Below are 18,741 nucleotides of genomic sequence, written 5' to 3' on the forward strand. Positions count from 1 at the left end.
GCGGAGCCTCGCAACCAAGCGCAAACAGGCGCCCCAAGGGTCTTACAGGCCCGAAGGTCGCCTCAAAGCATGTGAATTCACGCACCGAGAAGCACTTCTCCGTCGAGAAGCGGTTTGACGCGCCGAGAAGTGGGCACCGCTTCTCCGAGACACCAATGCCGGCATCGGAGGTCACGTGAAGGTCCTAGGCATCAACGCGCTGTTCCACGACCCCGCCGCCGCCCTCGTCGTCGACGGCGCCACCGTGGCAGCCCTCGAGGAGGAGCGGCTCTCACGCCGCAAGCACGGTCACCGCCCCGTCCCGTTCGCCGCCTGGGAACTGCCTGAACTGTCTGCACGGTGGTGCCTCGAGAGCGCGGCGATCGAGGCGTCCGACCTCGATGCCGTTGCGTACTCGTACGATCCGGCCCTCGCCGAGCCGGCCGAGCAGCTGGGCCTGCACGACCCGTGGGACCACCTGCGGCAGACGTATGCCACGCGCGCACCGAGCTTCATCGCGAGCGCGCTGCCGGGCCTGGACCCCGCCCGCGTGCGGTTCGTGCCGCATCACGTGGCCCACGGCGCCTCCGCCGCGCTGGCAGGCCCGGCGGGCGAGACCGACGTGCTGGTGCTCGACGGGCGAGGTGAGTGCGGCAGCCACCTCGCCGGGCACTACGCCGACGGTCAGCTGAAGACGTATGCGGCACAGCGCCTTCCGCACTCGCTCGGTCTGCTCTACGAGGACGTCACCGAGCACCTCGGGTTCCTCCGCAGCAGCGACGAGTACAAGGTCATGGCGCTTGCTTCCTATGGCAAGCCGCGATTCGCCGACGTGCTGCGTCGATCGGTGACGACGACGCCCGACGGCGGCTTCCGCACCGAGCCGTTGGAGTGGTCCGCGCTCGCACTGGCTCGGCGCTCGAGCGACCCCTGGACGGCGGAGCACGCGGACCTCGCGGCCAGCGTGCAGCTCCGCCTCGAGGAGGTGCTCCTCGAGCTCGCCGGGTGGCTGCACGACCGCACCGGCGCGCAGCGGCTCGCGCTCGCCGGGGGCGTCGCGCTCAACTGCGTGGCGAACTCCCGCCTGCACTCCGACGGTCCCTACGAGGACGTGTGGGTGCAGCCGGCTGCCGGGGATGCCGGCACGGCCCTCGGTGCCGCGCTCACCGTCGCCACCGACCTCGGTGACCGGTGCGAACCGATGCCCGGCGCCGACCTCGGGCGCTCCTGGGACGACGACGAGCTCGAGGCCGTCCTGCGCACGGCACGCTTGCCCTACGAGCGTCCGCGCGACGTGGCGCGGGAGGTCGCGACGTGCCTCGCCGCCGACGGCATCGTCGCGTGGTTCCAGGGTCGCAGCGAGTACGGCCCTCGCGCCCTCGGCCACCGGTCCCTGCTCGCGCATCCGGGACGAGCCGAGAACCTTGAGAGGCTCAACGACGTCAAGGGCCGCGAGCAGTTCCGTCCCGTCGCACCCATGGTGCGGGCCGAGCGGGCGGCGCAGATCTTCGGCCGTGGACCGCTGCCGTCGCCGTACATGCTCTTCGTCCACGACGTCGACCCCGCCTGGCGCGACCGCATCCCTGCCGTCGTCCACGTCGACGGCACGGCCCGGGTACAGACCGTCGACGCGCAGCAGGAGCCGCTCGTGGCGCGGATGCTCGCCGCCTTCGAGGAGCTGACCGACCTCCCCGTCGTCGTCAACACGAGCCTCAACACCGCGGGTCGCCCCATGGTCGACAGCCCCCGTGACGCCCTCGAGTGCTTCGGCTCCGCGCCGGTGGACCTCCTCGCGCTCGGACCCTTCGTCGTGAGGCGGCCCGGGGCATGACCGCGAAGGCCTCGGAGCAGCCGGTCACGACGGTCGTCATCCCGACGGTCGGCCGCGACAGCCTCCTGACGTTGCTGGAGCGCCTCGCCGAGCAGTCGACGCCGGTCTGCGCAACTGTGCTCCTCGTGGACGACCGGCACCCTGCCGGGACGCTCGCGCCGCCGGCCTGGCTGGACGACCTGCCCTTCGACACGACGGTGCTCAGCAGCGGCGGTCAGGGTCCCGCCGCGGCCCGCAACCTCGGGTGGAGGCACGCCCGCACCCCGTGGGTCTCCTTCCTCGACGACGACGTGCTTCCCCAGATCACTTGGTATGCCGATCTGCTCGCCGACCTCGACGCCGCGGACGCCGACATGGTCGGCAGCCAGGGCAACGTCCACGTGCCGGTGCCGACGGACCGCAGGCCCACCGACTGGGAGCGCTCGACCGCCGGCCTGGAAGGGGCGCGCTGGATCACCGCGGACCTCTCCTACCGCCGGTGGGCGCTCGCGGCGGTCGGTGGCTTCGACGAGCGCTTCCCGCGTGCCTACCGCGAGGACGTCGACCTCGGCCTGCGCGTCACGGCGTCCGGGGGGCGCATCGACTGGGGCCGCCGTCAGGTGCTGCACCCCGTGCGTCCGGCCGACCGGTGGGTCAGCGTGCGACGCCAGGCCGGCAACGTCGACGACGTCCTCATGGACCGCCTGCACGGGCCCGACTGGCGCGAGCGCGCCCAGGCACCGCGCGGACGGCTTCGCCTGCACGCCGCCACCGTGGCAGCGGGCGTGCTGGCAGCGACCGCCACCCTGGCCGGGCAGCGACGCGCGGCGCGTGTCGCCGGCCTCACGTGGGCGGCCCTGACGGCCCAGTTCGCCGCGGCCCGGGTGCGCCCCGGGCCTCCCGACGCCGACGAGATCGCCACGATGTGCGTCACGAGCGTGGCCATCCCGTTCGCAGCGGTGGCGTATGCCGTCCGCGGCCGCGTCGAGCACCGTCACCCAGCCCCGTGGTCCGGTCCGCCCGACCTCGTGCTCTTCGACCGCGACGGCACCATCGTGCACGACGTCCCCTACAACTCCGACCCGCAGGCCGTCCGACCCGTCGAAGGCGCCCGTGAGTCGCTGGACCGCTTGCGGCACAACGGAATCCGTGTCGGAGTCGTGACAAACCAGTCCGGTGTGGCACGGGGACTCATCGGCCCCGACGCCCTCGAGGGCGTCAACGCCCGCGTCCAGGAACTGCTCGGGCCCTTCGACGTCTGGTGTCAGTGCCTGCACGCCCCGGAGGAGGGGTGCGCCTGCCGCAAGCCGCAGCCGGGGCTCGTCCTCGAGGCGTGCGCACGGCTGGGCGTCGACCCGGACCGGACGGTCGTCGTCGGCGACATCGGCGGAGACGTCGCGGCGGCCCGGGCCGCGGGAGCCACCGGGGTGCTCGTCCCGAACGTCGCCACCCGCGAGCAGGAGGTCACCGCGGCGCCTGTCGTCCGGACCGACCTCGGCTCGGTCGTCGACGACCTGCTGGGGGGTCGCTGGTGAGCCACGTGCTGGTCGTGCGACTCGACAACGCCGGCGACGTGCTGCTCGCAGGACCGGCCGTGCGCGCCGTCGCGGCCGGCGCCGACCGGGTCACGCTGCTCTGCGGTCCGCGCGGCGCCGACGCAGGCCGGCTGCTGCCCGGCGTCGACGAGGTCGTGCAGTGGTGCTGCCCCTGGATCGACCCCTCCCCGCCGCCTGTGGTGCCCGAGGACACGGACGAGCTCGTCGCCATGGTCGGGTCCCTCGCGCCCGACCGCGCCCTCGTGCTCACCTCCTTCCACCAGTCCCCGCTGCCCACGGCCCTGCTCCTGCGCCTGGCGGGAGTGCCCTGGGTCGGCGCCATCAGCGACGACTACCCGGGCAGCCTGATCGACCTGCGCCACCGGGTGCCCGACGGGCTGCACGAGGTCGAGCGCGGCCAGTCCCTGGCCGAGGCGGCCGGCTACCCCCGACCTGCCGACGACGACGGGCTGCTCGCGGTGCGCCCGCAGCCGAGCACGCGGGCGCCGTGGCGGGGAGTCTTCGTCGTGCTGCACCCGGGTGCGTCCGTGCCGGCGCGAGCGTGGCCCCCACACCGGTGGGCGGAGCTCGCCGGGACGCTGGCCGAGCGCGGTCACCGTGTCGCCGTCACGGGCGCCCCCGCCGAGCGAGCGATGACCGCCGAGGTCGCGACGGCATACGCAGGGGGCGGCGTCGTCGACCTCGGTGGTCGCACGTCGCTGGCGGAGCTCGCGGGCGTCCTGGCGGCCGCATCGGTCGTCGTGGCCGCCAACACCGGCCCCGCCCACCTTGCCGCTGCCGTCGGGACCCCGGTCGTTTCGCTCTTCGCACCGACGGTTCCCTATGAGCGCTGGCGGCCGTGGGGTGTCCCGGTGGTCGCGCTCGGGCGCGGCGACGCGCCCTGCCGAGGTACGCGCGTCACCGAGTGCCCCTTCCCCGGCCATCCGTGCCTGACCGACGTGACCGCAGCCGACGCGGCCCGGGCCGTCGAGGCGCTCATCCCCAGACCGCACACGACCCCGTCATGGAGCGGCTCGCGTGACGCTGCCGCGCTCGTCCCGACCGTCCCAGGAGGAAGCAGATGAGGATCGCCATGGTGTCCGAGCACGCCAACCCACTGGCGCTGCTCGGCGGCGCCGACGCCGGTGGCCAGAACGTGCACGTCGGCGCCCTGTCGGCGCAGCTTGCGGCCCGCGGGCACGACGTCACCGTCTACAGCCGCCGGACCGCGCCGGACGTGCCCGACCGCGTGCGCACCCCCGACGGCTACGTCGTCGAGCACGTCCCCGTGGGGCCACCCGAGGACGTGCCCAAGGACGAGCTGCTGCCCCACATGCCGGCCTTCGCCCGTTACCTCGAGAGCCGCTGGCACGAGCAGCCCGTCGACATCGTCCACGCCCACTTCTGGATGAGCGGCGTGGCCAGCACCCGCGCGGCACGGCACGTCGACGTGCCCGTCGTGCAGACCTTCCACGCGTTGGGCACCGTCAAACGACGCCAGCAGGGCGACCGCGACACGAGCCCGCCCGAGCGGCTCGGCATCGAGCGTCGCCTCTGCCGCCAGGTCGACCACGTCGTGGCCACCTGCTCCGACGAGGTCGAGGAGCTGGGGGCCATGGGCCTGCCCGCGCACCGCGCGACCATCGTCCCCTGCGGCGTGGACACCGACCTCTTCCGGCCGTATGCCGTCACGCCGCGACCGCGCCCGACGCTGCTGTCCATCGGGCGGCTCGTCGAGCGCAAGGGGGTGGGCAACGCCATCGAGGCGCTGGCCGACGTGCCCGACGTGGACCTCGTCGTCGCAGGCGGACCCGAACCGGCGCACCTCGACGGCGACCCGGAGATCCGGCGCCTGCGCGAGGTCGCCCACCGGTTCGGCGTGACCGAGCGGGTCCGCTTCCTCGGCGGCGTCGGCCGCGCCGACGTCCCGCGCCTGATGAACGAGGCCGACGTCGTGGTGACGGTGCCGTGGTACGAGCCGTTCGGCATCGTTCCCGTCGAGGCCATGGCGTGCGGGCGGCCCGTCGTCGGGTCGGCCGTCGGTGGCCTGCTCGACACCGTGCTGCCCGGGCTGACCGGCGAGCTCGTGCCGCCACGTCGCCCGGACTGGATCGCCGCAGCCGTGCGCCGGCTCGTCGACGACCCCGACCGTCGGGCCGCCTACGGTCGCGCCGGGCGGGACCGCGCCGTGGCCCTCTACCGCTGGTCCTGCGTGGCCGAGGCCACCGAGGACGTCTACGCCCGAGTCATCGCGGCTTCGTCGCGAGGGTCGGTGGCACGGTGAACCCCGACCGGACGACCTTCACGCCGTGCGACCACGAGCACCTGGCAGCGCTCGTCACCGCGGCCAGCACCTTCAGCCCGTGCGTCGAGCTGGCGGACCAGTGGGGCAGCCGGCTCGCAGCGGTGCTCGAGTCCGGCGGTCGCCTGCTCGCGGCCGGCAACGGCGGCAGCGCCGCCCAGGCGCAGCACCTGACGGCCGAGCTCGTCGGCCGCTACCGCCTCGACCGCCGGCCGTTCTCGGCGATCTGCCTCAGCTCCGAGACCTCCACCCTGACAGCCGTGGTCAACGACTACCCGCCGGAGGAGCTCTTCGCCCGCCAGGTCGAGGCGCACGGGCGCGAAGGTGACGTCCTGGTGCTCCTGTCGACGAGTGGTCGCAGCCCCAACGTCGTCGAGGCGGCCCGTCGCGGGCGCGAGGCGGGCCTGACCGTCTGGGCACTGACCGGGCCGGCGCCCAACCCGCTCGCCGAGGTCGCCACCGAGGCGCTGACCGTCGACGCGGAGTTCACCGCGACGGTCCAGGAGCTGCACCTCGTCGCCGTCCACATCCTCTGCGCGGGCCTCGACCGCGCCCTCGGGGTGCTGCCCGCCCGGACCACGGAGGACGTCTCGTCCGTGAGGAGACCCGCATGAGAGGGGCGCTCGTGGTCATCGGTGACGCCCTGCTCGACGTCGATGTCGAGGGGCACGCCGGCCGGCTCTGCCCCGACGCGCCCGTGCCGGTGCTCGACGACCTTGTCGAGCGGGCCCGGCCCGGCGGGGCGGCGCTCGCCGCAGCCCTGGCGCACCACGAGGGCGTGGAGGTCGTGCTCGTCACCGCGCTCGGCGACGACGAGGCCGCCGACCGGCTGCAGCACGTGCTGGACGGCGTCCACGTCATCGGTCTCGATGCCCGCGGAGCCACGCCCGTCAAGCGCCGCATCAGGGCCGACGGGCAGTCCCTCGCCCGGCTCGACTCCGGCGGGGCACCAGGCCGGGTCGCGGCCGCACCGCCGCAGGCGCTCGAGGCCGTTCGCCGTGCCGGTGCGGTCCTCGTGTCGGACTATGGGCGCGGCACGGTCGAGGCCGACGGCATACGCGAGGTGCTCGCTGCCGTGGCCGCCGACGTGCCGCTCGTCTGGGACCCCCACCCGCGTGGCGGTGAACCGGTGCCCGGTGCCCGCGTCGTCACCCCTAACGCCGACGAGGCCGCGGTCCTGGCCGCGCGCCTCGGCGTCGAGGAGGGCGGCCCGCGCGACTCCCTCGTCGCCGTCCGCCGTCGCGCGGAAGCCCTGTCGCGGGCATGGCGCGCACACGGCGTTGCCGTGACGCTCGGCGCGCGAGGGGCCCTGCTGACCTACGGCTCCGGCACCCCGGTGCTCGTGCCGGCCCCCGACGTCCGGTGCGTCGACGCCTGCGGGGCCGGCGACCGGCTGGCGTCGGCGGCAGCGGTCGCGCTCGGCTCCGGGTCGGTGATCGCCGACGCCGTCGCGGACGGCGTGCGGCGCGCGGCCGAGTACGTGGCGGCGGGCGGCCCAGCCGTGCTGGACGCGAAGGGAGCGGGTTCGTCTGCCTGGCAGGCGCTGGACGACAGGCGCGGCGGCACGGGTACCAGCCCTGTGCGGACTGGCCTCGCGTCCGGCTCGGCGGGGGAGCGCGTGCCGACCGTCGTCGCGACCGGCGGCTGCTTCGACCTGCTGCACACCGGCCACATCGAGACGCTGCGAGCGGCCCGGGCCCTCGGCGACCGGCTCGTCGTGTGCCTCAACTCCGACGCGTCGGTCCGACGGCTCAAGGGCGAGGGGCGTCCCATCGTCCCGGAGACGGACCGCGCGCGGGTGCTGCTGGCACTCGAGTGCGTGGACGAGGTGGTTCTCTTCGACGAGGACACCCCCGTCGAGGTGCTGCGGCGGGTGCGACCGAACATCTGGACCAAGGGCGGCGACTACGCGGGTGCCGACGTGCCCGAGCTCGCCGTGCTGGAGGAGTGGGACGGGCAGGCGGTCGTGCTGCCCTACCTGGAGGGACGTTCCACGACGGCCCTGGTCGAGGCGGCATCCGGGCAGGGCGCCCGGCCGCCGGCAGGAGCGGCTGCGGCCGCGCGAACCGAGAGGAGTGACGGATGACGACGTCGACGTTGGGCACGGTGCTGGTGACCGGCGGGTCCTCGGGGCTCGGGGCCGCCGTGGCGCGGGCCGTGGCGCAGGAGGGCGGGCGGCCGCTCGTCATCGACCGGCAGGCGCCCGAGCCGGGCAGCATCGACGTGGCGCAAGGCGACGTCGGCATCGTGGACCTCGTGGACGCACGAGCGGCCGAAGCCACCGTGCGCGAGCTCGTCGAGCGGGCCGGGGGCCTGGACGCCGTCGTGACGTGCGCCGGCACCGACGCGTGCGGCCGTTTCGACGAGGTCGACGCCGCTCGGTGGGACCGGGTCGTTCAGGTCAATCTCATCGGCACGGCCGCGGTGGTCCGCGCTGCGCTGCCCTGGCTGCTGGACAGCGGCGGGCGGGTGGTCACCGTCGCCTCGACCCTCGGCCTGCGCGTGCTCAGCGACGCGACGGCCTACTGCGCGTCGAAGTTCGGCGTCATCGGCTTCTCGCGGGCCCTGGCCATCGAGACCCAGGGGCGGCTCGGCGTCACCACGCTCGTGCCCGGCGGCATGCAGACGGCGTTTTTCGACGGCCGGGACGAGCAGTACCGGCCGGGCCCGGACGCGAAGCTCAACCGACCCGAGGACGTCGCTGCCACAGTCCTGTTCGCGCTTCGCCAGCCGCCCGGCTGCGAAGTGCGGGAGCTCGTCGTCACCCCATCCGTCGAGGGGTCCTGGCCCTGAGGCGCCAGGTCCTCGTCCTGCGCGCCCTCGGGCTCGGGGACGTGCTCACCGCGGTGCCGGCGCTGCGGGCCATCCGCCGCGCCCTGCCCGACCACGAGGTCGTCCTTGCGGCGCCGGCTGCCTTCGCCGATCTCGTCGTCGGGCCGGACCTCGTGGACCGGGTGCTGCCCACTGCGGAGCTGGCTCCGGTGGCGTGGAAGGGGTCGCCGCCGGACGTGGCCGTGAACCTGCACGGGTGCGGTCCGGACACCCACCGGCTGCTCTTGGACCTCCGTCCGGGTCGGCTGGTCGCCTTCGGATGTCCGGCAGCAGGCGTCGCCGGGCCGGAGTGGCGGCCGGGTGAGCAGGAGGTGCGTCGCTGGTGCCGGCTCCTCGACGAGGTGGGGTGGCCAGCAGACCCGACGCAGCTGCTCCTGCCCGCCCCGGGGGTCGCCAGCCTCGCGCCGGGCGCCGTGATCGTGCATCCGGGTGCCGCCAGTCCCTCCCGCCGCTGGCCGGTCGACCGCTTCGCCGCCGTGGCCGCCTGGGCCTGCGAGCTGGGGCACCGCGTCGTCGTCACGGGGTCACCCGAGGAGGTCGGCGTGGCTCGGGAGGTGGCGCGGCGCAGCGGTCTGCCGGTCGACGCCGTGCTCGCCGGGCGGACCGACCTGCCCGCCCTCTCCGCGCTCGTGGCCGAGGCGCGGCTGGTCCTGTGCGGGGACACGGGGATCGCGCACCTCGCCTCCGCCCACGGCACGCCCTCCGTCGTGCTCTTCGGCCCGGTGCCACCCGCGGAGTGGGGCCCGCCGACGGCCGGACCGCACACGGTCCTCTGGCACGGCGCGGCACGCGCCGCAGCCGGAGGTCGCGGCGACCCGCACGGCGCAGCCATCGACCCGGCCCTGCTCGACACGAGCGTCGAGGAGGTGGCGGAAGCGGTGGCACGGCGGCTTCGTGACGCCGAGCCGAGCGGGCGACCGCAGACGCAGCGGGTCAGCTGATGGCCGACGACTTGGCCACCGGCTCGGCGGAGGAGCGCAGCTGCTCCTCGAACCACTCGAGGGTGCGGCGCAGCCCCTCCTCGATACCGACTTCCGGCCGCCAGCCGAGCAGCTCGACGGCGCGGGAGGTGTCCGGCCGGCGCACCTTCGGGTCGTCCTCGGGGAGGTCGACGAAGGTGATCGGCGAGCGCGAGCCGGCCAGACGGCATACGGTTCGAGCAAGCTCGAGCACCGTGACCTCCCGGGTGCCTCCGAGGTTGACCGGGCCCGGGTGGCCGCTGGCGGCCAGCGCGCAGAGGCCGGCGGTCGTGTCGCTGACGAAGCACAGCGAGCGCGTCTGGCTGCCGTCCCCCGCGACGGTGATGGGTTCGCCCTTCAGGGCCTGTGTCATGAAGGCGGGGATCATCCGCCCGTCGTCGGTGCGCATGCCGGGGCCGTAGGTGTTGAAGATGCGGGCGATCCCGGTGTCGACGCCCCGACTCGTGCGGTAGGCGGTCGTGAGCGCCTCGGCGAAGCGCTTGGACTCGTCGTAGACGCTGCGGGGTCCCACCGGGTTGACGTTGCCCCAGTAGCTCTCCGGCTGCGGGTGCACGAGCGGGTCGCCGTAGACCTCCGAGGTCGAGGCGAGCACGAACCGGGCACCGTTGGTCTGCGCGAGGTCGAGGGCGTGCATCGTGCCGAGACTGCCGACCAGCATGGTCTCGACGGGCAGGGCGGCGTAGTGCACCGGTGAGGCCGGCGAGGCCAGGTGCATCACCTGGTCGACGGGGCCCGGCACGTCGAGCACCTGAGTCACGTCGGCCTGCACGAAGGTGAAGGCCGGGTCGCTCTCGAGCTCCTCGACGACCGACGGGCTGCCGGTGACGAAGTTGTCGACGGCGACCACCTCGCAGCCGTCGGCGAGCAGCCGGCGGCACAACCACCCGCCGAGGAAGCCGGCGCCGCCCGTGACGACGACCCGTCGTGGTCGGTGCCCGGAGCGGGGGCCTCCCGTGCTGGTGACGCCTGCCGTGCCGTTGCTTGCTCCGTTGACCGTGGCTCCACCTGCGCCGACCGCGTCTTCCTGCACGCCGATCGCGTACCCGGCACCTGTGGCGGCAAACGGCCCGCCCTTCCATCCGGGGCCTCGGCAGGTAAGGGTGGGGCATGGCAACCGACACCGACACCACCTTCGACGTCATCGTCATCGGACTCGGCCCGGGCGGCGAGCACGTGGCTGGCACCCTCGCCGAGCGCGGCCTGCGCGTCCTCGGCATCGACCATGGTCTCGTCGGCGGGGAGTGTCCCTACTGGGGCTGCATCCCGTCGAAGATGATGCTCCGCGCCGCGGATGCGCTCGCCGAGGCACGCCGCGTGGACGACCTCGCCGGCACCGTCGGCGACGTCCGGCCGGACTGGTCCGTCGTCGCCACGCGGATCCGTGAGGAGGCCACCGACAACTGGGACGACCGCGCCGCCGTCGAGCGCCTCACCGGCAAGGGCGCGACCTTCGTCCGCGGCACCAGCCGCGTCGCCGGGCCCGGCCGCGTCGAGGTCGACGGCACCACCTACACCGCCACGAACGGGATCGTCGTCAACCCCGGGACGACGCCGTCGATCCCGCCCATCGAGGGCCTGGCCGACACCCCGTACTGGACCAACCACGAGTTCATCGAGGCTGCCGAGCTGCCCGCGTCGCTCATCGTCCTGGGCGGCGGTGCCATCGGCTGCGAGCTGAGCCAGGTGATGGCCCGCTTCGGGGCCGAGGTGACGATCGTCGAGGCCGCCGACCGCATCCTCTCCCTCGAGGAGCCGGAGGCATCGGAGAAGCTGCACGCCGCGCTCGAGGCCGACGGCATCACGGTGCACGTGGGTGTGAGCGCCGAGAAGGTGGCCCATGACGGATCCGCCTTCACTGTCACGCTCGCGGACGGGTCGACCGTGACCGGGGAACGGTTGCTCGTCGCGACCGGGCGCCGGGCCGATCCCGCAGCCGTCGGGCTCGACACGGTCGGCGTCGGGAAGGACTCCCGCAACGCGCCGATCGACGACCGCTGCCGCGTCGCCGACGGCGTGTGGGCCATCGGCGACCTCACCGGCAAGGGCGCGTTCACGCACGTCTCGATGTACCAGGCCGGCATCGTCATCCGTGACGTCCTCGGCGATGACGGGCCGCCGGCGGAGTATGCCGCCCTCCCGCGCGTCACCTTCACCGATCCCGAGATCGGTGCCGTCGGGATGACGGAGCAGCAGGCCCGCGAGAAGCTCGGCAACGTCCAGGTCGGCGTCACCCCGCTGGGCGAGACGACGCGGGGCTGGATCGCCAAGGCCGATGGCCTCATCAAGCTCGTCGCCGATCCCGACCGGGGCGTCCTCGTCGGCGCCACGACCATGGGCCCCGCCGGGGGAGAGGTGCTCGGCGCGCTCGCGGTCGCGGTGCACGGCCAGGTGCCGATCGAGCGGCTGCGTTCGATGATCTACGCCTACCCGACCCTGCACCGCGGCATCGAGGACGCGCTCGGCCGGCTCGCCTGACGGCATACCGAATCCCTCGCTGCTGCGTCAGTGAACCGCCCAGCGGGTCAGTGACGTAGGGCGAGCCGGGTGAGCGCCGCTGTCCGCCACGACAGTGACCCGCCCAGCGGGTCACTGTCTCAGCGACCTTCGAGTGACAGCGGGATGGCGGATCGGCGGCGCGCGGGCGACCGGCGCCCGGGGCCGCATCGACGCGCCACGCCGGGGGATACGGTGAGCGCATGGCCCAGCGACTGCTCGCCCTCGACCTCGACGGCACCACGCTCAACCACATGGGGGAGCTCTCCGACCGCGTCCGTGACGCCGTTCGTGCCCTGCCCGACGACGTCGCCGTCGTCATCGCGACGGGCCGCTCCATCATCGCCACAACGCCGATCCTCGAGGCGCTCGAGCTGCGCCAGGGCTACGCCGTCTGCTCCAACGGGGCACTCACGCTCCGGCTCGACCCGTCGTCCGCGGAGGGCTACTCGATCATCGACATGGTGACCTTCGACCCGCGGGCGGTGCTCGAGAAGATGCGGGTCGCCCTCCCGGACGCGCTGATCGCCGTCGAGGAGCCGGGTGTCGGCTTCAAGGTGAGCAGGCACTTCCCGGACGGTGAGCTGATGGGCCACTCGCGCGAGGTCGGCTGGGAAGAGCTCATCGCGCACCCGGTCACCCGTGTCACGCTCCGCCAGCCGGAGGCGACGGCCGAGGAGTTCATGGAGCTGGTGGAGCGCGCGGGTCTGCACGGGGTCTCGTATGCCGTGGGCTGGTCCGCCTGGCTCGACATCAACCCCGAGGGGGTGTCCAAGGCGAGCGCCCTCGAGCTGGTCCGGCGGCAGCTGCGCGTGGAGCCGACGCACACCATCGCCTGCGGCGACCAGCGCAACGACCTCGAGATGCTGCACTGGGCGGCCTGGGGCGTCGCCATGGGCAACGCTCCCGACCAGGTGAAGGCGGTCGCAGACGAGGTGGCCGGCCACGTCGACGACGACGGGCTGGTGCCGATCCTCCAGGACGTGGCGCGGGCCGCCCGCGACGGGGTTCGTTTCCGCGACGGGGTCGAGTCGGCCGCCACCGTCCGCCTGGAGCCAGAGCTCGAGCGCCGCGGCGCCAGCAGTGGTCGTGTCGAGAACCGGGCGAACCGTTCGACGTAGGGGTGAGGGTGGGCACCAGGCCCCGCACCGACACCACGAGGAGACCGTCATGCGCTTCATGATCATCGTCCCGGCCACCGCCCAGTCCGAGCAGGGCGGCTTCGGCAGCGAGCAGCAGTTCCGCGACATGCAGTCCTACAACGAGGAGATGCTCCGGGCCGGTGTCTTCGTGGAGGGCGAGGGCCTGCATCCGACATCCAAGGGCGCGCGCCTGACCTGGGCCGACGACGACTGGGTCGTCACCGACGGGCCGTTCGCGGAGTCGAAGGAGCTCATCGCGGGCTTCACCATCATCGACGTCAGCTCCCGTGAGGAGGCCATCGAGTGGCTGAAGAAGTGGCCGCGATCGTGCGTACCCGACGACGGACAGTCGCTCGAGCTGCGCCAGGTGTTCGCCGCGGAGGACTTCGGCGACGAATTCACGCCGGAGCTGCGCGAGCGTGAGGAAGAGATGCGCGCCGAGGCCGCCCGCAACGCGGCACGGGGCTGACCTGGCCGGTGACACCCTGCCGCTCGTTCGTGCCAGAGTGTCGGGGTGTCACCCACTGCCGATCCAGGGCTCACGACCGACGACGTCCAGCGCACCCTCGAGGCCGTCTGGCGTATGGAGGCCGCCAAGGTCACGGCTGTCGTCGCCCGCGTCGTCGGCGACGTCGGCCTCGCCGAGGACCTGGCGCAGGACGCCTTCGTGCAGGCACTCGAGCAGTGGCCCCGCGACGGCATACCGACGAAGCCGGGAGCGTGGCTCACCTCGACGGCCCGGCGTCGGGCGATCGACCGCATCCGGCGCGACGTCAACCTCGCCAGCAAGCTCCAGCAGGTGGGCCACCTGGAGGAGCTGCGCGTGGCGGAGCTGGCCGAGGGCGACTTCGACGCCGCGCTGGAGGACATCGACGACGACGTCCTCGGTCTCGTCTTCGCAGCCTGCCACCCTGCGCTGACCGCCCAGGCGCGCATCAGCCTGACCCTGAGGATGATCGGCGGCCTGACGACCCGCGAGATCGCCCGCGCCTTCCTCACCTCCGAGTCGACCGTCGCCCAACGCATCTCGCGTGCCAAGAAGACGCTGAGCCAGGACGGCGTCACCGTCGAGGTGCCGTCCGGCGCCGACCTGGCGCCACGTCTCGCGTCGGTCCTCGAGGTCGTCTACCTCATCTTCAACGAGGGGTACGCCGCGACGTCGGGACGTGACTGGGTGCGCGGAGACCTCATGGAGGAGGCCATCCGACTTGGCCGCGTCCTGTCCGCGCTCGTGCCACGCGAGCCGGAGGTCCACGGCCTGCTCGCCCTGATGGAGATCCAGGCGTCGCGCACTCGCGCCCGCATCGGCCACGACGGTGAGCCGGTGCTGCTGCTCGAGCAGGACCGGACCCGCTGGGACTGGGCGTTGATCCGGCACGCTCTGGCCGTGCTCGACCGCGCCGTGTCACTCGTCGGGCCGTCGCAGGAGGACGCCGGCCCTTATCTGCTGCAGGCCGCCATCGCCGCCTGCCACGCGCGCGCTCGCACCGCAGAGGGCACCGACTGGCCGCGCATCGTGGCGCTCTACGAGCGGCTGGGGGCGATCCGTCCCTCCCCGGTCATCGATCTCAACCGCGCAGTGGCGATCTCCTACGCCGACGGTCCCGAAGCCGCGCTCGGGGTCGTCGACGGCCTCGTCGCCGCAGGAGCGCTCGCCGACTACCACCTGCTGCCGAGCGTCCGCGGCGACCTGCTGGCTCGTCTCGGCCGCGACGACGAGGCGCGCGCCGAGTTCGCGCGGGCCGCCGAGATGACGCAGAACGATGCCGAGAAGGCGCTGCTCCTGCGCCGGGCGGCCGGCGAGGACTGATCGGCCGCTCCTGGCCCCGCTCCCGACCGCGCTCGGACGGCGACACCCATGACCTCCGGGCCGGGGTGCTCAGCCCTGGCTCAGGGACGACTGCTCGTCCTCCGTCTGCCCGACCGGGTCGGCCTCGGCCCGCCGGTTGGCGAGCAGGCTCGTCACGGTGACGGCGGCGAGGATGCCGACGATGACCCCGAGGGAGAGCAGCGTCGGGATCTCCGGGACACCCGGCCACACGCCGTGCGCCCAGTGCAGGACGAGCTTGACGCCGATGAAGGCGAGGATCAGCGACAGGCCGTGGCCGAGGTGCACGAGCTTGGCCAGGGCGCCCTCGAGCACGAAGTAGAGCGCTCGCAGGCCGAGGAGGGCGAACGCGTTCGTCGCGAAGACGAGGTACGGGTCCCCGGTGATGCCGTAGACGGCGGGCACCGAGTCGATGGCGAAGACGATGTCGGTGCCGAGGATCGCGATGGCGACGAGGGCGAGCGGCGTCAGCGCCCGGCGACCGTCACGTCGCACGGTGAGGTTGGTGCCGGCATACGCCTCGGTGACGGGGTAGAAGCGGCGGATCAGCTTGACGCTGCGCAGCTGGTCGACGTCGATGCGGTGGTCGGTGTGCGACAACGCGTCCCGGCCGACCTTGACCGCCGTTGCGAGCAGGATGGCGCCGAAGAGCAGAAAGGTCCAGGCGAAGGTCGCGATCATCTGCGCGCCGAGCGCGATGAAGACGCCGCGCAGCAGGAGGGCGCCGCCGACGCCGATGAGCAGGACCCGCTGCCGTAGCTCGCGCGGCACCGCGAAGGCCGAGAGCAGGATGATGAAGACGAAGAGGTTGTCGACCGAGAGCGACTTCTCGACGAGGTAGCCGGTGTAGTACTCGACGCCCTGCTGCGAGCCGTACTGCCACCAGAGCCAGCCGCCGAAGGCGACCGGGATGGCGATGTAGAAGGCCGACCAGCCAATCGCCTCACGCATGCTGGGGTCGTGCGGGCGGCGGGTGATGAGGAAGTCGACGAGGAAGAGGGCAGCGACGCCCGCGATGGTCGCGATCCACAGCATCGGCGACCCGATCGACTCGAGCGAGCCTGCGGGCGGCGCCGGGGTGGCGGCGGGTAGGGCAGTGAGCATGGGTCTCCTCAGAACGTGATGTCTGAGGTCTCCTTCACCGACTGCCGTCGGCCGCGGACCGGGGCGGTCGTGGGACCGCCGTACTGACCGGTGCGCGCGAGGAAGTACTCCCCTCGGGAGTCATTCTAGGTGAGCTGAGGCGCACTCCATAATCCCCGGCAGGGCGGGCGGGTCAGATGTCGCGCGTTGCCCGCATGGCTCGGCCGGCCACCTCGTCGGAGCCCGCGGGCTTCGCTCCGGCGGTCCAGTCGTTCTCGTCCTCGGCGTACTGGAGGCCGTATGCCGGCTGGCCGGGCTGGGTGCGCCACCCCTCGGCCAGCGGGCCGAGATCGAGGGTGTCGTAGCCGATGGCGTCGAGCGCGCGGCGCACGGTGTCCTTGGCGGCTGCGTCGTCGCCCGCGGTGGCTAGGGCGCTGCGGTCCGGGGAGCCGGACGGGCGGGACAGGTCGCGCAGGTGCTGGAAGAAGATGTTGTTGAAGCCCTTGACCACGTGCGACTGAGGCAGGTGCGCCTGGAGCAGCTCGGAGCTGGTGGTCGAGCCGTCGTCGAGCTCGGCGATCTGCCCGTCGCGCGGCGGGTAGTAGTTCATCGTGTCGATCACGACCTTGCCGGTGAGCTCGTCGACGGGCACGTCGCGGTAGGCCTTGAGCGGGATGGTCACCACGACGACGTCGCCGGCAGTCGCGGCCTCTGCCGCAGTGGCGGCCCGGGCGTGCGGGCCGAGCTCCGAGACGAGGTCCGCGAGCGTCCCGGGCCCCCTGCTGTTGCTGAGCACGACGTCGTGACCGGCCGCGATGGCCAACCGGGCGACGGTGCTGCCGATGTTGCCGCTGCCGATGAACCCCCAGGTAGTCATGGCGTCGTCAACCGGCGGAGCGACCCGCTCATTCCACTCGGCGAGGCTCTGGCCCGAACGTTGACGTCGCCGCACCGTCGAGTGGCCCCACCGTCACACGCTCGGCATCGCCGTCGCCGCCGAGTCGGCGTGGGCGCCACGGCGGGCCACGGCGCAGACGACCGACCCGACGACGGCTGCGGGGAAGTACCACCGCAGGGGCATCCGCACCCAGCCGGTCAGCAGGGACCGAAGCGGACCTCAGCGGCCGGTACGACGTCGCCCTTGCGGCCCGGCGCCTCGGACCAGCTCCAGTAGACGTTGGTGTGGGCGATGACCTGCTCCGGGCTCACGGGCACACCCCACCGGCGCAGGTCCTCGGTCGTGTGGGCGTCCTCGACGAGGGTCGTGTCGTAGCCGCGGACGAGGGCGCCGTGCAGCGTCGAGCGGATGCAGGCGTCGGTCTGCGCGCCTGTGACGACGAGCCGCCCGACCTGGCGCTCGGCAAGCAGCGACTCGAGGTCGGTGTCCTCGAACGAGTCCCCGTAGCGCTTGTGGACGACCGGCTCGGTGTCGTCGAGGGTCAGCTCGGGAACGTACTGCCACCCCTCTGAGTCCCGGGGCATGTCGTCGTCGGAGTGCTGCACCCAGATGACCGGCACGTGCTCGGCGCGGGCCTTGTCGACGAGGGTGGTGATGCGCGCGATGACGCCGTCGCGGTCCCAGGCGTCCGCGATGACCTGTCGCTGGACGTCGACCACGAGCAGCGCCGCGTTGGGCCGTCCTTCGAGAATGGTCATGGTCTCGCCTCCCGGTCTGCGTCGTCCGTTCCCTCGACGCTACGCCGGGGCGCCGACAGCCAGGGCCTTCAGGATGCGACGAGAGCGAACGGGTGTCCGGGCGGGTCGGCGGCCACGCCGAGCGGGGAACCAGTCCGTCGACCGCCTCCTCAGGGCGCCCGCCTCCACCCGTGACCCGCGGGTGGATGGGATGCTGGGCCTGCCATGACGAACCCGATGCACCCCACGCGCGAGCCGACCATCACCTCCGCGTCCAACCCCCGCCTCAAGGGCCTGCTCGCCCTGCGCCGCCGCCGCACCCGCGAGGAGACCGGCCAGACGCTCGTCGAGGGCTATGAGGAGATCGGTCTCGCCCTGTCGGCCGGCGTTCGCCCCGGCACGGTCTACGTCTGCGAGGAGCTCTTCAGTCCCGCCGGCCGCGCCGGGAGCCAGGACATCGGGCACCAGACCGACCTGCTCGCCCGCCTGCGCGACGACCGCGTCGACGTCGTCCACCTCAGCCGCAGCGCGTTCGAGAAGGTCAGCTACCGCGAAGGCCCCGATGGGCTCATCGCCGTCGTCGACCGCGTCGGCGTCTCCCTCGAGGACCTGCGCGTCGACGGCCCCGACCACCTGACCCTGCTCAGCCAGGGTGTCGAGAAGCCCGGCAACCTCGGCGCCATGCTCCGCACCGCCGACGCCGCCGGGGTCGACGCCGTCCTCGCGGCCGACCCTGTCACCGACTGGGGCAACCCCAACGTCGTGCGCGCGAGCAAGGGCACCGTCTTCGCCGTCCCGGCCGCCAGCGCGACGACGCACGAGGTGCTCGGCTGGCTCGCGGCCCACGAGATCCGCCTCGTCGTCACGACGCCCGAGACCGACCTGCTCCACACCGACGTCGACTACACCGGCCGCGTCGCCATCGCCGTCGGCAGCGAGAAGCACGGCGCCGACCGCACCCTCCTCGATGCCGCCACCCACCGCGTCCGCATCCCGATGCACGGTAAGGCCAACAGCCTCAACGTCGCCGCGTCGGCCGCGATCGTGCTCTACGAGGCGGTCCGTCAGCGCGACGCCCGCTGACCTGGGGCGCCACCTCCAGCCCGCGACACGGCATACGAG

17 protein-coding genes are annotated in these 18,741 nt (G+C 73.3%); 13 read left to right on the top strand and 4 right to left on the bottom strand.

Annotated features, from left to right (window positions below; genetic code table 11):
• Nucleotides 1-175: 175 nt before the first annotated feature.
• From AC3WRT_RS18215 to AC3WRT_RS18250, 8 genes are read left to right on the top strand one after another with little or no spacing between them, the layout of a single operon-like run.
• Nucleotides 176-1,810, top strand: coding sequence for a carbamoyltransferase family protein (locus AC3WRT_RS18215; RefSeq protein ID WP_492724419.1), 1,635 nt, complete (start codon nucleotides 176-178; stop codon nucleotides 1,808-1,810).
• Nucleotides 1,807-3,324, top strand: a complete 1,518-nt coding sequence (locus AC3WRT_RS18220) for an HAD-IIIA family hydrolase (protein WP_492724421.1) — start codon at nucleotides 1,807-1,809, stop codon at nucleotides 3,322-3,324. The genes AC3WRT_RS18215 and AC3WRT_RS18220 overlap by 4 nt, the downstream gene beginning before the upstream one ends.
• Complete coding sequence (locus AC3WRT_RS18225; RefSeq protein ID WP_492724423.1) at nucleotides 3,321-4,409, top strand: glycosyltransferase family 9 protein; 1,089 nt, start codon at nucleotides 3,321-3,323, stop codon at nucleotides 4,407-4,409. Before AC3WRT_RS18220 ends, AC3WRT_RS18225 begins: the two co-directional genes overlap by 4 nt.
• Nucleotides 4,406-5,608, top strand: a complete 1,203-nt coding sequence (locus tag AC3WRT_RS18230; RefSeq protein WP_492724425.1) for a glycosyltransferase — start codon at nucleotides 4,406-4,408, stop codon at nucleotides 5,606-5,608. Before AC3WRT_RS18225 ends, AC3WRT_RS18230 begins: the two co-directional genes overlap by 4 nt.
• Nucleotides 5,605-6,240 carry a D-sedoheptulose-7-phosphate isomerase gene (locus AC3WRT_RS18235; RefSeq protein WP_492724427.1) on the top strand — a complete coding sequence of 212 codons (636 nt, stop codon included), beginning with the start codon at nucleotides 5,605-5,607 and terminating at the stop codon, nucleotides 6,238-6,240. Before AC3WRT_RS18230 ends, AC3WRT_RS18235 begins: the two co-directional genes overlap by 4 nt.
• On the top strand, nucleotides 6,237-7,712 hold the full coding sequence (locus AC3WRT_RS18240; RefSeq protein WP_492724429.1) for a PfkB family carbohydrate kinase: 1,476 nt from the start codon (nucleotides 6,237-6,239) through the stop codon (nucleotides 7,710-7,712). Before AC3WRT_RS18235 ends, AC3WRT_RS18240 begins: the two co-directional genes overlap by 4 nt.
• On the top strand, nucleotides 7,709-8,419 hold the full coding sequence (locus AC3WRT_RS18245; protein ID WP_492724432.1) for an SDR family oxidoreductase: 711 nt from the start codon (nucleotides 7,709-7,711) through the stop codon (nucleotides 8,417-8,419). Before AC3WRT_RS18240 ends, AC3WRT_RS18245 begins: the two co-directional genes overlap by 4 nt.
• A gap of 41 nt (nucleotides 8,420-8,460) precedes the next feature.
• Nucleotides 8,461-9,399, top strand: a complete 939-nt coding sequence (locus tag AC3WRT_RS18250; protein ID WP_492724434.1) for a glycosyltransferase family 9 protein — start codon at nucleotides 8,461-8,463, stop codon at nucleotides 9,397-9,399.
• Here the strand turns inward: AC3WRT_RS18250 and AC3WRT_RS18255 are convergent.
• A complete protein-coding gene (locus AC3WRT_RS18255; protein ID WP_492724436.1) occupies nucleotides 9,392-10,468 on the bottom strand; it encodes a UDP-glucuronic acid decarboxylase family protein in 1,077 nt (358 codons plus the stop codon). The genes AC3WRT_RS18250 and AC3WRT_RS18255 overlap by 8 nt on opposite strands.
• 77 nt (nucleotides 10,469-10,545) lie before the next feature.
• Between AC3WRT_RS18255 and AC3WRT_RS18260 the strand changes: the two genes are divergently transcribed.
• From AC3WRT_RS18260 to AC3WRT_RS18275, 4 genes are all read left to right on the top strand, one after another.
• A complete protein-coding gene (locus AC3WRT_RS18260; RefSeq protein ID WP_492724438.1) occupies nucleotides 10,546-11,913 on the top strand; it encodes a dihydrolipoyl dehydrogenase family protein in 1,368 nt (455 codons plus the stop codon).
• Nucleotides 11,914-12,134: 221 nt separating this feature from the next.
• Complete coding sequence (locus AC3WRT_RS18265) at nucleotides 12,135-13,052, top strand: HAD family hydrolase (RefSeq protein ID WP_492724440.1); 918 nt, start codon at nucleotides 12,135-12,137, stop codon at nucleotides 13,050-13,052.
• Between the two features lie 49 nt (nucleotides 13,053-13,101).
• The gene (locus AC3WRT_RS18270; protein WP_492724442.1) at nucleotides 13,102-13,542 is read left to right on the top strand and encodes a YciI family protein; all 441 of its coding nucleotides are present in this window, start codon (nucleotides 13,102-13,104) and stop codon (nucleotides 13,540-13,542) included.
• Between the two features lie 114 nt (nucleotides 13,543-13,656).
• Nucleotides 13,657-14,883 (top strand): RNA polymerase sigma factor, encoded by a 1,227-nt coding sequence (locus AC3WRT_RS18275; RefSeq protein ID WP_492724451.1) that lies wholly within the window; start codon nucleotides 13,657-13,659, stop codon nucleotides 14,881-14,883.
• Between the two features lie 69 nt (nucleotides 14,884-14,952).
• Here AC3WRT_RS18275 and AC3WRT_RS18280 read toward each other — a convergent pair whose 3' ends face one another.
• From AC3WRT_RS18280 to AC3WRT_RS18290, 3 genes are all read right to left on the bottom strand, one after another.
• The gene (locus tag AC3WRT_RS18280; protein WP_492724443.1) at nucleotides 14,953-16,005 is read right to left on the bottom strand and encodes a TerC family protein; all 1,053 of its coding nucleotides are present in this window, start codon (nucleotides 16,003-16,005) and stop codon (nucleotides 14,953-14,955) included.
• 172 nt (nucleotides 16,006-16,177) lie between these two features.
• Nucleotides 16,178-16,936 carry an NADPH-dependent F420 reductase gene (locus tag AC3WRT_RS18285; RefSeq protein WP_492724445.1) on the bottom strand — a complete coding sequence of 253 codons (759 nt, stop codon included), beginning with the start codon at nucleotides 16,934-16,936 and terminating at the stop codon, nucleotides 16,178-16,180.
• A 143-nt stretch (nucleotides 16,937-17,079) separates the two neighbouring features.
• A complete protein-coding gene (locus AC3WRT_RS18290; RefSeq protein WP_492724447.1) occupies nucleotides 17,080-17,640 on the bottom strand; it encodes a cysteine hydrolase family protein in 561 nt (186 codons plus the stop codon).
• A gap of 204 nt (nucleotides 17,641-17,844) precedes the next feature.
• Between AC3WRT_RS18290 and AC3WRT_RS18295 the strand changes: the two genes are divergently transcribed.
• Complete coding sequence (locus AC3WRT_RS18295; RefSeq protein ID WP_492724449.1) at nucleotides 17,845-18,702, top strand: TrmH family RNA methyltransferase; 858 nt, start codon at nucleotides 17,845-17,847, stop codon at nucleotides 18,700-18,702.
• Nucleotides 18,703-18,741: the final 39 nt, after the last annotated feature.

It is taken from the genome of Terrabacter sp. FW104-15G4B (genome assembly GCF_058790095.1).